The organism is Streptomyces sp. NPDC088810, assembly GCF_044750305.1.
Classification (GTDB): Bacteria; Actinomycetota; Actinomycetes; order Streptomycetales; family Streptomycetaceae; genus Streptomyces.
Genome location: NZ_JBIVJQ010000007.1, coordinates 300,739 through 314,826, shown reverse-complemented (window position 1 = coordinate 314,826; position 14,088 = coordinate 300,739). Strand labels below are relative to the sequence as shown.

The following is a 14,088-nucleotide window of genomic DNA, read 5'->3' as shown; positions in this document are numbered from 1 at the left end:
GCATCGATGTGCGGCTCCGGCCGCGCGGGCAGCACGGGCCGCAACGCAGCCGTGCGCCCGACGACGGCCCCCACCCGTGCGCCCCCACCCGTGCGCCCGCACCCCGCAGCGGCCCCCACCCATCCGGCCCACCCCACTGGCCCCCGCCCCCCAGCCGCTCCCAGCATGGAGCATGACCGAGGCACCGAGCGGCGGTCCCCAAGGGGGCCGTGAGTACGACGACCGGCACGTCCACGCCGGGGAGGCTCCTCGCGGGCGCCCCACGGCGGAGCCGTACCGCGGGCACCATGAACCGGAACCCCCGTTCGAGGGCCCCCTGCACGCCCTGTCCCGGGCCGCCTGGCAGGTCGTCCTGCTGACCGGCATCGGCTCCCTGGTGCTCGGCGTCCTGGTGCTGGTCTGGCCGGGTGCCTCCCTGCTCGCCGCCGGTGTGCTGTTCGGCCTGTACCTGGTCTACAGCGGCGTTTTCCAGCTGGTGTCGGCGTTCGGCACGCACCGGGCGACCTCGCTGCGGGTGCTGGCCTTCATCAGCGGCGCGCTGTCGATCCTGCTGGGCCTGTTCTGCTTCCGCGGCCCCATGCAGTCGGTCCTGCTGCTCGCCCTGTGGATCGGCATCGGCTGGCTGATCCGCGGGATCACCCAGACCCTGGCCGCCGCGCACGACCCCCGGATGCCGGCCCGGGGCTGGCAGATCCTTCTCGGGATCCTCACGTTCATCGCCGGGATCGTGCTCATCGACTCGCCGTTGAAGTCGGTCGCCGTACTGACCCTCGTGGGCGGGATCTGGCTGATCGCGGTGGGGATCGTGGAGATCGCCACCGCGTTGCGCATCCGCGGCCGGGCCGGCCATGTGCCGCAGGCGCTGTGACCGCCGTCAACCGCGCGTGCCCCCGGTACGCCGAGCGGGCGGATCTCGCACCCGGCGTGCAGCCTCCGCCGCCCGCCCCGGGGAGACAGCTGGTGTGAGCAGGAGCAGCAGCGCGCCCCGGAGCCGTACCTGGCTGCGCGTGCTCGTGCTGCTCCTCGCCCTGTGGGTGCCCGGCGCCCACCTGTCGGCCCAGGCGGCCCCGTACCTGGCGGTGACCGCCGAGACCGCCGAGCACGAGGGCCTCGACTCGGCGCTCCGGCCGCCCTTCCGCGCCGTCCACCGCGCCGACGTACCCGAGCACCCCGCACCCCTCCCCGCCGCGGCCCCCGCCCGCCCGGCGGCCCGCCCGTGCCCCGCCGTGCCGCGGGTGCCGGACACCACGCCCCTGCTGCGCACGGTGGTCCTGCGCTGCTGACGGACCCGCGTCCCCCGCAAGGTCAGTCGGCTCGACGCAAGGAGCAGCACAGTCATGCCCAGGGATCCCTACGCCGTCCTGCGCGCCCTGCTGCGCGCGGAGGCCCGGCGCGGTACGGCCGCCAGGCCGGACCAGCGCACCCCGCAGCCGCAGCGGCCCCCGGAGGACCGGGCCCGCTGAACGGCCCCCGGCGGGGGCGGCCCACCGCCTCCGCCGGGCCGGTGCGCTACCGGCGCCGGCGGGCCGTGCCGAACAGGGAGCGGGCGATCTCGCGGCCGGGCCGGGTGCCGACCGAGCGGGCCGGCGACGTGAACATCCCACTGGCGACGACCTGTTCGACCAGCGACGGCTCCTCCTCGGACGCCGCTTCCGGCTTCGTGCGGCCGCCGGTTCCTGCGGGCGGGCAGCGCTCAGCCTCTCGTACGCCGACTCGCGGTCCACAGCCTGTGCATAACGGTCGTGGACTTGCCGGTGCCGGTGGCGCCCGCGACCAGGCCGTGCCGGTTGAGCACCGGCAGCGGGACACGGACCGACACGCCGGGGTGGCACGCGCCGTCCCGCAGCAGGGCGCCCAGGTCGAGGGCGGGACCGGCGAAGGCGTAGCCCGAGGCGATCTTCCGCGCCTCGGCGGGCAGCGCACCGGCCCCCTCGGGCCCGGCCGGCGGCGCGGTCTCGCTGGCGCTCATCTCCGGCCCCCGTTCCCGTAGTAGCCCATTTGCCGGAATTGCTCCATCTTTTCAAGCGTTGCACTCCGCCGCCATGGCTGCGCCCGGAACGTCTTGACCGGTAGGCTTTCCGTGTGATCTTCAAGCGCATCGGAAACGGCCGGCCGTACCCCGACCACGGCCGGGAAAGCACCCGGCAGTGGGCGGACGTCGCGCCGCGCCCGGTCCGCCTCGATCAGCTCGTGACCACCAAGCAGCAGCTCGATCTGGAGACCCTGCTGGCGGAGGACTCGACGTTCTACGGCGACCTCTTCGCGCACGTCGTGAAGTGGCAGGGCGACCTGTACCTGGAGGACGGCCTGCACCGCGCGGTGCGCGCCGCCCTGCAGCAGCGCCAGGTGCTGCACGCACGCGTGCTCGAACTGGACTGACCCGGCGGAACACGGCCGTTGCCCCTTTCGGGTCCGCTGAGCGGCATCGACTGATCATCTGATAGGCATCGCCGCTCGGGCGCACTACGCTGCGCTCATGAGCATGCTGACTCCCCCCGGCATGGGCGGCCAGTACCGGATCACGGGGGACAAATACCCTCGGATGCGTCCGCCCCGACGGCACGGCAGGCTCGTGGCCGCCGTGGTGGCGTCCACCGCCGTGCTCGGCCTGGTCGGCTGGGGCACCCTGCAGCTCATCGACGTCTTCACGGGCGGCGGCGAAACGGCCACGGCGTCCGGCGCCGGGACCCACTGCCGGACCAGGACCGCGGCGGCCCCGGCCGCCCGGGTGAAGCCCCTCCCCGAGCCCGGCCGGATCACCGTGAACGTCTACAACGCCACCAAGCGCACCGGGCTCGCCAAGAGCACCGCGGACGAGCTGAAGAAGCGCGGCTTCCGGATCGGCAACGTGGGCAACGCGTCGAAGCAGTACGACAAGAAGGTGAAGGGCACCGGGATACTCCTCGGCTCCCCCGCCGCCCAGGACACCTCCCTGCGGGTCCTGGGCACCCAGCTGGCCGGCGCGGAATCACGCGCGGACGGCCGCAAGGGCGCCGACCTGGACCTGATCATCGGAGACGCCTTCAAGGGCCTGGCCAACCGCGCGGCCGCCGACCGCACCCTGACGACCCTGACCGAACCGCAGCCGACGGCCACGACGAAGAAGTCCTGCTGAGCGGCGCTCCGCCAGGGGCGCGGGGCCGACGGCCGGCCCCCACCCCGGCAGGCGCGGAAAGAACTACTCCGCGGCCCCGTAGAGCCGGTCCCCCGCATCCCCCAGCCCCGGCACGATGTACCCGAGCTCGTTGAGGTGGTCGTCCACGGCCGCCGTGACCACGGTGACCGGCGTACCCGCCAGCTCCCGCTCCATGACCTCGACGCCCTCCGGCGCGGCCAGCAGCACCACGGCGGTGACATCGTCGGCGCCGCGCTTGATCAGCTCCTGGATCGCCGCGACCAGCGTGCCGCCCGTGGCCAGCATCGGGTCGAGCACGTACACCTGGCGGCCCGAGAGGTCCTCCGGCATGCGCGAGGCGTACGTGGACGCCTGCAGCGTCTCCTCGTTGCGGATCATGCCCAGGAAGCCCACCTCGGCGGTCGGCAGCAGCCGGACCATGCCGTCCAGCATGCCGAGGCCGGCCCGCAGGATCGGCACCACCAGCGGGCGGGGCCGGGCGAGCTTGACGCCCGTGGTCCGCGCGACCGGGGTCTGGATGTCGACGGCCTCGGTGCGTACGTCCCGCGTCGCCTCGTAGGCGAGCAGGGTGACCAGTTCGTCGGCGAGCCGCCGGAAGGTCGCGGAGTCGGTGCGCTGGTCGCGCAGCGTGGTGAGCTTGTGAGCGACCAGGGGGTGGTCGACGACGTGGAGACGCATGCCCCTAACGGTACCTGCGACACGGGTCACCCTCGCGCTGGCGTCAAACCGGCCATCGGGGGGAAAGTGGGAAGGACGTAAGTGGGGTGGTGAGACGTGCCCGACCAGCCTGACCTGCCCGCGGACGCCGCCGAGGCCGGCGACACGACCGGCCCCGCCGCGCGGTCCGCGAGGACCGGTCCCGACAAGCCCGAGAGCGAGGCGGAGCGCCGGCGGCGCCGCGCCCAGTTCCTGCGCGAGCTCGCCGAGGCCCGCGCGTTGCGCGCCCGGGTGCAGCCCCGGCGCGCCAAGGCCGCCCGACTGCGCCACGCGATGCGTATGCGGACGTTCCGCTGGTAGCCGCGCGGGACACCGCCGCACAGCGGAAGATCCACCCACACGCCGGTGTTGGGGCGGCGGGCGTGCGTGAGCCTGGGGAAAAGCCGCGTACGATCCGCAGGTGGCGGCAATGAGCGCGCTGGTGGGCCGATCACGGATCCACGATCGAAACAGCCAGACACAGGGAGCCGAAGACGTCCCCTGGACGCCTTGTTTCTGCCACGATTCCGAGTGGGTGGGGCTCGGAGCCCAGGCTCTCTCCGCCCACGTACCTCCGCCGGGGGGACCCCCAACCGGCACGCCTATGACCAGTGGGAGAGTCACGGTGTACTTCGCCGCACTGCTCGCGCGCACCGAAGACGGGTGGGAAGCGAGCGACACAGAGCTGGACGATGTGGAGACCCTGTCGGATCTGGCCGACCTGGCCCGGGAAGCCTCTCCCGACGAGGACACGGTGCTCGTCCTGATCGAGCAGGAGGACTCCTGGTTCGGTGTCGTCCGCGTGGACGGCGAGGACGACCCTCGCATCTACGTCTCGGACGCCGCCGCCGCCCAGCGCAGCGCGTACGGGGAGCTGCTGCTCACCGACGAGCTGCTCGGCCGGGAGCCCGGTGCGGACGACGGCCCGGACCTGGACGCCCTGGACCTCGACGGCACGGAGGACGGGGACTCCGAGGACGACGACGAGGAAGAGGGCGGCGCCGCCGACGCGGTGCCGCACAGCCCGGTGGGCGACAGCGAGATCCTGGACGACCTGGGCATCAGCGAGAAGGAGCTGCGCGCCCTGGACGCCGACGACGCGCTGAACACGATCGCCGAGGCCCTGGGCGCCTCGGAGGTGCTGGAGACCGTCCGCTGACCACGCCACAGGATCCGCTGCCCCCGGGGCAGATTCCGCATGGTGCGCCGGATCCGGTACGGGACCGCTGGCGGGCCGCGATGCGGCACGCCCTGGCGGAGGCCGAACTGGCCGTCCGGGGCGGGGACGTCCCGGTCGGCGCCGTCGTACTGTCCCCGGACGGTACGACGGTGCTCGGAGCCGGGCACAACGAGCGTGAGGCCACCGGTGATCCGACGGCCCACGCGGAGGTCCTCGCGATCCGGCGGGCCGCGGCCCGGCTCGGCCAGTGGCGGTTGACCGGGTGCACGCTCGTCGTCACGCTGGAGCCGTGCACGATGTGCGCGGGCGCGCTCGTGCAGTCCCGGGTGGACCGGGTGGTCTACGGCGCCCGGGACGAGAAGGCGGGCGCGGCCGGCTCCCTGTGGGACGTGGTGCGCGACCGGCGGCTCAACCACCGCCCGGAGGTCATCGAGGGCGTGCTCGCGGCGGAGTGCGCCCGGCCTCTCACCGATTTCTTCCGGGACCGCTGACAGCGGCTGCCCCTATCGATTTCAAACCTCGCCCCACCTTGCTGTAGGGTCTCCCTCGGTAGCGTGTCCGAGCGGCCGAAGGAGCTCGCCTCGAAAGCGAGTGTGGCGCAAGTCACCGAGGGTTCAAATCCCTCCGCTACCGCTCACAGAAGGGCCCCGCCGACCGGTGGGGCCTTTCGCGCGTACCGGACACAACGCCCACGCTCCGGCGGGCTGTTGGCCGTACGAGCAGGTCCGAAGGTTACACTCGCCGCCGGCAGGCAGGGGCCCTCGGGGCACTGGCACAGGGGAGGCCGCGGTGGCGGTGAACGCCAAGAAGATCGCCGTGTACGTGCTCGTGGTCTTCGCGCTGTACGTGATCATCACGGACCCGGCCAAGGCGGCCGACTACGTCCAGATAGGCTTCGAGGGCATATCGGACGCGGCCAAGGCCATCGGCGACTTCATGACCTGGGTCGCCGACGGAGGAAAGAGCTGAGGTACTCCCCATGATCCGCCACCTGGTCCTCTTCAAGCTGAACGAGGGCGTCGAGCGCGACGATCCGCGGGTCGTGGCGGGCGTGGAGGCCTTCCGGGCGCTCGGCGGCCGGATCGAGGAACTGCGCTTCTGGGAGTGCGCCTGGAACATCAGCGACCGGCCGATCGCCTACGACTTCGCGATCAACTCGGCCGTCGAGGACGCCGACGCCCTCAAGCGCTATCTGGAGCACCCGGCCCACCAGGCGGGCGTCGCGCTGTGGCGCGAGTTCGCCACCTGGGTGATCGCCGACTACGAGATCGCCGAGCAGTAGCCCCGCAGCCCGCGTTCACGCCGAGAGCCCCCCGCCCTTTCCGGCGGGGGGCTTTTCGCGCACTGCTTACCCCAACTTGACGGCATTTGAAACACAACACGGGGTTATCGGGTGCTTGCACACGGTGCACATGTCTTGTGATGCTATGACCGCTTTTGACGGATGATTGACCGATGAAGAGGTGGCGTTGACCTTGTCGGCCAGTACTGCGCCGCCCCAGGAAGAGGCGCCCACTGCGACCCCACCGGACCCAGCGGCCCCACCGAACCCAACGGACCCCCCGGACCCACCGGCCCCCGAGAAGCGCCGCGGCGCCGACACCCGCGCCCTGACCCAGGTCCTGTTCGCGGAACTGAAGGAGCTGACCCCGGGCACGCCGGAGCACAACCGGGTGCGGGGCGCGCTGATCGAGGCGAACCTCCCGCTCGTGCGCTACGCAGCCGCCCGCTTCCGCTCCCGCAACGAACCCATGGAGGACGTCGTCCAGGTCGGCACCATCGGTCTGATCAACGCCATCGACCGCTTCGACCCGGACCGGGGCGTGCAGTTCCCGACCTTCGCGATGCCCACCGTGGTCGGCGAGATCAAGCGGTACTTCCGGGACAACGTCCGCACCGTCCACGTCCCGCGCCGGCTGCACGAGCTGTGGGTGCAGGTCAACAGCGCCACCGAGGACCTGACCACGCTCTACGGCCGCTCGCCGACCACCGCCGAGATCGCCGAGCGGCTCCGGATCGGCGAGGACGAGGTGCTCAGCTGCATCGAGGCGGGACGCTCGTACCACGCCACCTCGCTGGAAGCCGCCCAGGAGGGCGACGGACTGCCCGGCCTGCTGGACCGGATCGGCTACGAGGACCCGGCCCTGGACGGCGTGGAACACCGCGACCTGGTCCGCCATCTCCTCGTCCAACTCCCCGAGAGAGAACAGCGAATCCTTCTTCTGCGCTACTACAGCAATCTCACCCAGTCACAGATCAGCGCGGAACTCGGCGTCTCCCAGATGCATGTCTCCCGACTGCTCGCCCGTAGCTTCCAGCGGCTGCGTTCCGCAAATCGGATCGACGCATAGCGGCAGCAGACGCCGGAGCGGCTGATGCATAGCGGGCGCACGGAAGCACGGCTCGAACGGCACTGCATCGCAAACCCGATCGAGCGGTAACCGGCGCGAGCGAATCGCTCACCAGGGCGGTTGCCGACAGTTGGCACCCGAAATACCGTCAGACCCCTTCTTTCCAGGGCCGATTCGGATCTCACATGTCGACATGTCGCTACAGCGTGTTGCCGACATGTGACATTCTGCGGGAAGCGCGTTTGCCGTGGCTCCGGCTCCGGTATTCAGGTGAGGGCTGCGTTGCTCGTGAAGACAGCGCCGCCGCGACCGTCCCGCGACCCAAAGGGGGTGGCATGTCCGCAGACCAGGGCAGCTCGAAGGTGCTGACGCCCACGCTGAGCGAGGCAGCGCCCAAGGAGCTCGACGCTCTCGACGTCCTCGACGGCTTCGAGGGTGTCACGGCCCTCGAAGCCGTGCCGTCCCCGGCCGCCGAGCCGGCCGCCGAAGCTGTCCCGGCCGCGCAGGCCACGGCCAACCTAGACACCCGCACCCTGTCCCGCTCGCTGTTCCTGCGCCTGGCCGCGCTGGACGAGAACAGTCCCGAGCGGGCCTACGTCCGGGACACCCTGATCGAGCTGAACCTGCCGCTGGTCCGCTACGCGGCGGCCCGGTTCCGCTCGCGCAACGAGCCGATGGAGGACATCGTCCAGGTCGGCACCATCGGCCTGATCAAGGCGATCGACCGGTTCGACTGCGAACGGGGCGTGGAGTTCCCGACCTTCGCGATGCCGACGGTCGTGGGCGAGATCAAGCGGTTCTTCCGCGACACCTCGTGGTCGGTGCGGGTCCCGCGCCGGCTGCAGGAGCTGCGCCTGGCCCTCACCAAGGCCAGCGACGAGCTGTCGCAGAAGCTGGACCGCTCGCCGACGGTGACCGAGCTGGCCGCCGTGCTCGGCGTCTCCGAGGAGGACGTGGTCGACGGCCTCGCGGTCGGCAACGCCTACACCGCCTCCTCCCTCGACTCCCCGGCCCCCGAGGACGACGGCGGTGAGGGCTCCCTGGCCGACCGGCTCGGCTACGAGGACACCGCCCTGGAGGGCGTGGAGTACCGCGAGTCCCTCAAGCCCCTGCTGGCCAAACTCCCGCCCCGGGAGCGCCGGATCATCATGCTGCGCTTCTTCGCCAACATGACCCAGTCGCAGATCGGCGAGGAGGTCGGCATCTCCCAGATGCACGTCTCCCGCCTGCTGACCCGGACGCTGGCCCAGCTCAGGGACGGCCTGATCTCGGACTGAGCCACGACGGCAGGCTTGCTGGCCGACGGCACGCAAGCCGCCCTGACCGGATGCTGCGTACCGGGATCCTTCGTACGACGACATGGACGCATGGCCGCCGAGGCGCCGTTACGGCAGCGTCGGCGGCCGTCGTCCGTCCAGGCGGGGTGCCGGCCGCGTGCGGCGGCGGTCCGGGGGGGGTACACCGCGGTCGGCACGGGTGAGGGCGGATCGACCGCCGTTCGGCCGTCGGGGCCGGTGCCGCTGGTGCAGCTCGGCGGGGAGACACCGCGCGCGGCGAACTCCTGGTCTGCACCGAGCGGCTCGGCCGAGACCGGCGACACGGGCTCCGCCGCACCCACTCGGACCAACCGGGGCACGCCCACCGAACCCGGACGGAAACCCCCCGGCACCCCGGGCCCCGCCGGTGGCCGGAGCGGTCGTACGACACCGCCGGCGACCTCCCCCGGCCCGACGGAGAGCCGTACGACGCCTGCCGCGAAGCCCGCCGACCTCTCCTGGGGCGCGCCGGCGATCGAGGCCACCGGCCGGCGCTGGTATCAGGAGGGGACCGTGGCCTTCCACGCGGAGGAGGGTGCCGCTCGGCGTGCCCATCGAGACGCGGGACGGGTCCGTGGGATGGGAGTGACCCTGCGGGCCCCTTGCTACATCGCCAGCCAGGCGACGCCGGCCACCACGGCGAGCGCCACGATGACGCCGATGATCAGCCCGACGCGGGGGCCGGAGGAGGCCGCCTGCTGCTGCCGCCCCTGGGGTGCCTCGTCGACGAACGCGCGGAACATCTGGGTGCTGCCTGCGGGGTCGTAATTGCCCTGGGGGCCCTGGGTGTTAGCCATGCCCCGAGACCCTAGCGAATCGAGGGGACCGACCCAAGTGCGGGGCCACCGGGACAGACGGGGGCACGCCACCCGCAGCCACCTGCACATGTACGTTCGCAATACTTGCCTTTGCCAAGTTTTTGCGCCGACCGTCCCGGATTTGTTTGCCTGCAGCAACCAAGCACGTTTATGGTTGCCCTAAGCAACGATACGGGAGGTGTGATGGCCGAGCAGACGCAGTTCGAAGAGCTGGCGCGTCAGCTCAGCGCCGTCGGAGCCGTGAAACGGGACATGGGGCGGATCCTGCCCCACGACTGTCCGGCCGGCTCGGCCGCCGTGCTGACGCTGCTCGGCCGCCACGGCGACATGCGCATGAGCAAGCTCGCGGAGCTGCTCGCCGTGGACATGTCGGTCACCAGCCGGCATGTCGCGCACGTCGCCGCGCGCGGCTGGATCGAGCGGCACCCGGACCCCGCGGACAAGCGCTCGCGCATCCTGCGCCTGACGCCCACGGGCCTGGATCAGCTCGACGAGCTGTCCCGCCGGACCACGCACCTGCTCGCCGAGCGGCTCGCGGACTGGACCGACGAGGACGTCGCCGAGCTGATCCGGCTGATGACACGCCTGCGCGCGTCCTTCGGCGACTGCCGGTCCGCCCCGCTCCGGCTCCCCGAACCCGTAACCCAAGAGACCACCCGTACACCCGCAAGCACATAAGAGAAGGAAGCCCATGGCAACGACCACACCAGCCGGTGTGCGGGCTCACGCCAAGCACGGGGGAGGCTCCCACGGCGATGCCCCGATGACGCACCGGCAGATCATGGAGGCCCTGTCCGGGCTGCTGCTCGGCATGTTCGTGGCGATCCTGTCGTCCACGATCGTCTCCAACGCCCTGCCGGAGATCATCGGCGACCTCGGCGGCGGCCAGTCCGCCTACACCTGGGTGGTCACCGCGGCCCTCCTGTCGATGACCGCGGCCACTCCCCTGTGGGGCAAGCTCGCCGACCTGTACAGCAAGAAGGCGCTCGTCCAGATAGCCCTGGTCATCTACGTGGTCGCCTCCATGGCGGCCGGCCTGTCGCAGAACCCCGGCATGCTCATCACCTTCCGGGTGTTCCAGGGCATCGGCGTCGGCGGTCTGTCCGCCCTGGCGCAGATCGTCATGGCCGCGATGATCTCCCCGCGTGAGCGCGGCCGGTACTCCGGCTACCTGGGTGCCACCTTCGCCGTCGCCACCGTCGGCGGCCCGCTGCTCGGTGGTGTCATCACCGACACCTCCTGGCTGGGCTGGCGCTGGTGCTTCTACGTCGGTGTCCCCTTCGCGATCATCGCGCTGATCGTGCTGCAGAAGACCCTGCACCTGCCCGTGGTCAAGCGGGAGGTCAAGGTCGACTGGGGCGGCGCGTTCTTCATCTCCGCCGCCGTCTCCCTGCTGCTGATCTGGGTCACCTTCGCCGGTGACAAGTACGACTGGCTGTCCTGGCAGACCTACGCGATGGTCGGCGGTTCGATCGTCCTCGGCGCGCTGTTCGTGCTCGTCGAGTCCAAGGCGAGCGAGCCGATCATCCCGCTGCGCCTGTTCAGGAACCGCACGATCACGCTGGCGTCGCTCGCCTCGCTGTTCGTCGGTGTCGCGATGTTCACCGGAACCGTGTTCTTCAGCCAGTACTTCCAGCTGGCCCGCGACAAGTCCCCGACCATGTCCGGCGTCATGACCATCCCGATGATCGGTGGTCTGTTCGTCTCCTCGACCGTCTCCGGTCAGCTCATCACCCGCACCGGCCGCTGGAAGGCGTGGCTGGTCAGCGGCGGCGTCCTGGTCACCGCCGGCCTGGTGCTGCTCGGCGGCATCCGGTACGACACCGACTACTGGAAGATGGCCGTCTTCATGGCCCTGCTGGGTCTCGGCATCGGCATGATGATGCAGAACCTGGTGCTCGCCACGCAGAACCAGGTGGCGCCCTCCGACCTCGGCTCGGCCAGCTCCACGGTCACCTTCTTCCGCTCCCTCGGCGGTGCGGTCGGCGTCTCCGCGCTGGGCGCCGTGATGTCCCGCCGGATCACCCACTACGTCGAGGACGGCGTCGCCGACCTGAGCCCGAAGTACCAGAAGGCCCTGGCCGGCAGCTCCGGTTCGACCGACACCATCCCGGACATGGACGCGCTCCCGAAGCCGATCCGGACCCTGCTGGAGAGCGCCTACGGCCACGGCATCGCCGACGTCTTCCTCATCGCCGGCTGCCTCGCCGCCGTCGCCTTCCTGATCACGCTGTTCATCAAGGAGGTCCCGCTGAAGACCAAGGGCGCGCTGGCCCAGGCCGCCGAGGGCGAGGCCCCGGTGACAGACCCGGCCGCCGCGCCGGCCGTCGCCGAGGCCCAGGCTCCGGCCCCGGAGCGGGTGCCCAGCTGGGCCACCCCCGTCGTCGGCCCGAACGACACCACGGCCGCCGCGGCCACGCAGCCGAGCGCCGTCGCCACGGTCGCCGAGCCCGGCACCGGTGGCGGCACTCCGGTGCACGGCTTCGTCCGCGGCGCCGAGAGCGCCCCGGTCCCGCAGGCCGCGGTCACGCTGATCTCGCTGTCCGGCCGCCAGCTGGGCCGCTCGGTGGCCCAGGCCGACGGCTCCTACGCGCTCGACGCTCCAGGCACCGGGTCGTACGTCCTGATCGCCTCCGCCGACGGCTACCAGCCGCAGGCCTCCACCGTCGTGGTGGGCGAGGAACCGCTGTCGTACGACATCCTGCTGAGCGGCACCAGCGGGCTGACCGGTGTGGTCCGGGCCGCCGGGAGCGCGCTGCCGGTCAAGGACGCCATGGTCATCGTCACCGATGTGCGCGGCGACCTGCTGGCCACCGCCGCCACCGGCGAGCAGGGCGACTTCGCCCTCACCGACCTGGTGCCGGGCACGGTGACCGTCGCGGTCAACGCGAGCGGCTTCCGGCCGCGCGCCCTGCCGGTCGAGGTCGGCGCCACCGGCGTCACCCGCGTCGAGGTCGACCTGGACGCCGGCGCCCGGCTCCAGGGTGTCGTCCGGGCCCCGCACGGCCCCCTGGCCGACGCCCGGGTGACCCTGGTCGACCAGGCGGGCAACGTGGTCGGCACCGCCACCACCGGTGCGGACGGCGCGTACGCCTTCACCGACCTGGACGGCGGCGAGTACACCGTCATCGCGACCGGCTACCCGCCGGTGGCCACCGCGCTGACCGTGTCCGGCCCCGGCGTCGACGGCCACGACATCGAACTCGCCCACCCCGGCGAGTAGTTCACACCCCGGCCCGTGGTGGCGCGCGCCTTGAGCGGAGGGCGCGCCCGCCACGGGCCGGTCTCATACGACCAGTTTTTGAGCTTTTTTCAGGGAGAAACGGGATGGGACTGACCGCGAAGATCCGTACGCGGGACGGGTGGGCCGTGTCGCACGCGGTCGTCACGGTGACCGACATGACCGGCACGCAGGTGCTGCGGGCCGAGGCGGACACCGAGGGAGCCGTACGGGACACCACCGAGCTGGCACCGGGCGCGTACACCGTGATCGTGACCGCCGTCGGCTACGCGCCCGCCGCGTCCAGCGCGATCGTCACCGCGAGCGGCCGGGCCGAGGTCGGCACGGTGACGCTGGCCCGGCAGGGCGGCACCGAGCTGCCGCCGCCCGGCCCCTGGACCATCGACCCGGCGCACTCCTCCGTCGCCGCGGTCGCCCAGCACCTCGGGATCTCCAGCGTGCACGGCCGGTTCACGGAGTTCGGCGGCACCATCGAGATCGCGCCCGACGACGTCACCAAGTCCCGGGTGGAGGCGGTGATCCGGGCGGCGTCCATCGACACCGGCAACGGCATGCGCGACACGCACCTGCGGTCCGCGGACTTCCTCGACGTCGAACGGCACCCGGAGATCACCTACCGCTCCACGGGTGTGACCCAGGCCGGCTCCGACCGCTGGACGGTCCACGGCGAACTGTCCCTGCACGGGGTCGTACGACCGGTGGACCTGGACCTCGCCTACCTCGGCACCGGCGCCGACCCCTGGGGTGGCACCCGCGCCGCGTTCCGGGCCACCGCGGAACTGCACCGCGAGGACTTCGCCATGAACTACAACCAGGTCCTCCAGGCGGGCATCGCCGCCATCGGCACCACGCTGAAGGTTGAGCTGGACATCCAGGCCGTCCAGGGCGACGCGCTGCCCCAGGCGTAGACATACGCACAGCAGGGTCAGCCACCGGGGCGCCCACCGCCCCTAGGCTGCCCCCATGGCACCGAACATCGCTACCAACACCCGTGTATCGCTGGACGAGCTGCTGGACTTCGTACGACCCCGCCACCGCGCGCTGCTGATCACCCGCCGGGCCGACGGCTCCCCGCAGGCGTCCCCGCTGACCTGCGGGGTGGACGACTCCGGCCGGATCGTCGTCTCCACCTACCCGGAGCGGGCCAAGACCCGCAACGCCCAGCGCGACCCCCGGGTCAGCCTGGTCGTCCTGAGCGACGAGTGGAACGGCCCCTGGGTCCAGATCGACGGCACGGCCGAGGTCATCGACACGCCCGACTCCGTGGAACCGCTGGTCGAGTACTACCGCAACATCGCCGGCGAACACCCCGACTGGGACGAGTACCGGGCGGCCATGCTGAAGCAGGGC

At 71.7% G+C, this 14,088-nt stretch carries 18 protein-coding genes, 1 tRNA gene and 1 pseudogene; 17 read left to right on the top strand and 3 right to left on the bottom strand.

From position 1 onward, the window contains the following. Positions 1–172 precede the first annotated feature (172 nt). The 3 genes from ACIP4Y_RS23815 (at position 173) to ACIP4Y_RS23805 (ending at position 1,463) form a co-directional block, all read left to right on the top strand. Entirely contained in the window at positions 173–868 is a 696-nt protein-coding gene (locus ACIP4Y_RS23815; protein WP_401396804.1) for an HdeD family acid-resistance protein, read from the top strand. Positions 869–962: 94 nt separating this feature from the next. Beyond that, the gene (locus ACIP4Y_RS23810; RefSeq protein ID WP_401396801.1) at positions 963–1,283 is read left to right on the top strand and encodes a hypothetical protein; all 321 of its coding nucleotides are present in this window, start codon (positions 963–965) and stop codon (positions 1,281–1,283) included. Positions 1,284–1,337: 54 nt separating this feature from the next. Then, complete coding sequence (locus ACIP4Y_RS23805) at positions 1,338–1,463, top strand: hypothetical protein (protein ID WP_358640944.1); 126 nt, start codon at positions 1,338–1,340, stop codon at positions 1,461–1,463. A 272-nt stretch (positions 1,464–1,735) separates the two neighbouring features. Here the strand turns inward: ACIP4Y_RS23805 and ACIP4Y_RS23800 are convergent. After that, positions 1,736–1,969, bottom strand: a pseudogene (locus ACIP4Y_RS23800) (helicase HerA-like domain-containing protein); the annotation flags it as partial. Between the two features lie 113 nt (positions 1,970–2,082). Here ACIP4Y_RS23800 and ACIP4Y_RS23795 point away from each other — a divergent pair. Together ACIP4Y_RS23795 and ACIP4Y_RS23790 are read left to right on the top strand one after the other, a co-directional pair. Then, positions 2,083–2,379, top strand: a complete 297-nt coding sequence (locus tag ACIP4Y_RS23795; RefSeq protein ID WP_004943146.1) for a type II toxin-antitoxin system VapB family antitoxin — start codon at positions 2,083–2,085, stop codon at positions 2,377–2,379. Between the two features lie 97 nt (positions 2,380–2,476). Next, on the top strand, positions 2,477–3,115 hold the full coding sequence (locus tag ACIP4Y_RS23790) for a LytR C-terminal domain-containing protein (RefSeq protein ID WP_401396797.1): 639 nt from the start codon (positions 2,477–2,479) through the stop codon (positions 3,113–3,115). Between the two features lie 63 nt (positions 3,116–3,178). Here the strand turns inward: ACIP4Y_RS23790 and upp are convergent, their stop codons facing one another. Next, on the bottom strand, positions 3,179–3,814 hold the full coding sequence (gene upp / locus ACIP4Y_RS23785; protein ID WP_103817752.1) for a uracil phosphoribosyltransferase: 636 nt from the start codon (positions 3,812–3,814) through the stop codon (positions 3,179–3,181). A gap of 96 nt (positions 3,815–3,910) precedes the next feature. Here upp and ACIP4Y_RS23780 point away from each other — a divergent pair, with 96 nt between their 5' ends. The 8 genes from ACIP4Y_RS23780 to ACIP4Y_RS23745 all read left to right on the top strand — a co-directional run bounded on the left by ACIP4Y_RS23780 (position 3,911) and on the right by ACIP4Y_RS23745 (position 8,640). Continuing rightward, positions 3,911–4,153, top strand: coding sequence for a hypothetical protein (locus ACIP4Y_RS23780; RefSeq protein ID WP_401396794.1), 243 nt, complete (start codon positions 3,911–3,913; stop codon positions 4,151–4,153). Positions 4,154–4,457: 304 nt separating this feature from the next. Continuing rightward, a complete protein-coding gene (locus ACIP4Y_RS23775; protein WP_358641050.1) occupies positions 4,458–4,991 on the top strand; it encodes a hypothetical protein in 534 nt (177 codons plus the stop codon). 80 nt (positions 4,992–5,071) lie between these two features. After that, complete coding sequence (tadA, locus tag ACIP4Y_RS23770) at positions 5,072–5,503, top strand: tRNA adenosine(34) deaminase TadA (protein WP_358640936.1); 432 nt, start codon at positions 5,072–5,074, stop codon at positions 5,501–5,503. 57 nt (positions 5,504–5,560) lie between these two features. Next, a tRNA-Ser gene (locus tag ACIP4Y_RS23765) sits at positions 5,561–5,645 on the top strand. 156 nt (positions 5,646–5,801) lie between these two features. Then, a complete protein-coding gene (locus tag ACIP4Y_RS23760; protein WP_358640934.1) occupies positions 5,802–5,981 on the top strand; it encodes a hypothetical protein in 180 nt (59 codons plus the stop codon). Positions 5,982–5,991: 10 nt separating this feature from the next. Beyond that, entirely contained in the window at positions 5,992–6,294 is a 303-nt protein-coding gene (locus tag ACIP4Y_RS23755; protein WP_401396789.1) for a Dabb family protein, read from the top strand. Positions 6,295–6,481: 187 nt separating this feature from the next. Continuing rightward, a complete protein-coding gene (locus ACIP4Y_RS23750; RefSeq protein WP_401397063.1) occupies positions 6,482–7,363 on the top strand; it encodes an RNA polymerase sigma factor SigF in 882 nt (293 codons plus the stop codon). A 335-nt stretch (positions 7,364–7,698) separates the two neighbouring features. Next, on the top strand, positions 7,699–8,640 hold the full coding sequence (locus tag ACIP4Y_RS23745) for an RNA polymerase sigma factor SigF (RefSeq protein WP_358640930.1): 942 nt from the start codon (positions 7,699–7,701) through the stop codon (positions 8,638–8,640). A 644-nt stretch (positions 8,641–9,284) separates the two neighbouring features. On the opposite strand, the gene ACIP4Y_RS23740 is transcribed toward ACIP4Y_RS23745, so the two are convergent. Beyond that, positions 9,285–9,476, bottom strand: coding sequence for a hypothetical protein (locus ACIP4Y_RS23740; RefSeq protein ID WP_401396786.1), 192 nt, complete (start codon positions 9,474–9,476; stop codon positions 9,285–9,287). A gap of 204 nt (positions 9,477–9,680) precedes the next feature. Between ACIP4Y_RS23740 and ACIP4Y_RS23735 the strand changes: the two genes are divergently transcribed. The 4 genes from ACIP4Y_RS23735 to ACIP4Y_RS23720 form a co-directional block, all read left to right on the top strand. Continuing rightward, positions 9,681–10,175, top strand: coding sequence for a MarR family winged helix-turn-helix transcriptional regulator (locus ACIP4Y_RS23735; RefSeq protein ID WP_401396783.1), 495 nt, complete (start codon positions 9,681–9,683; stop codon positions 10,173–10,175). Positions 10,176–10,188: 13 nt separating this feature from the next. Next, entirely contained in the window at positions 10,189–12,720 is a 2,532-nt protein-coding gene (locus ACIP4Y_RS23730) for an MFS transporter (RefSeq protein WP_401396780.1), read from the top strand. A 104-nt stretch (positions 12,721–12,824) separates the two neighbouring features. Continuing rightward, entirely contained in the window at positions 12,825–13,646 is an 822-nt protein-coding gene (locus tag ACIP4Y_RS23725; protein WP_401396777.1) for a YceI family protein, read from the top strand. 55 nt (positions 13,647–13,701) lie between these two features. Next, on the top strand, positions 13,702–14,088 hold a 387-nt coding region (locus tag ACIP4Y_RS23720), incomplete at its 3' end, for a PPOX class F420-dependent oxidoreductase (protein ID WP_401396774.1).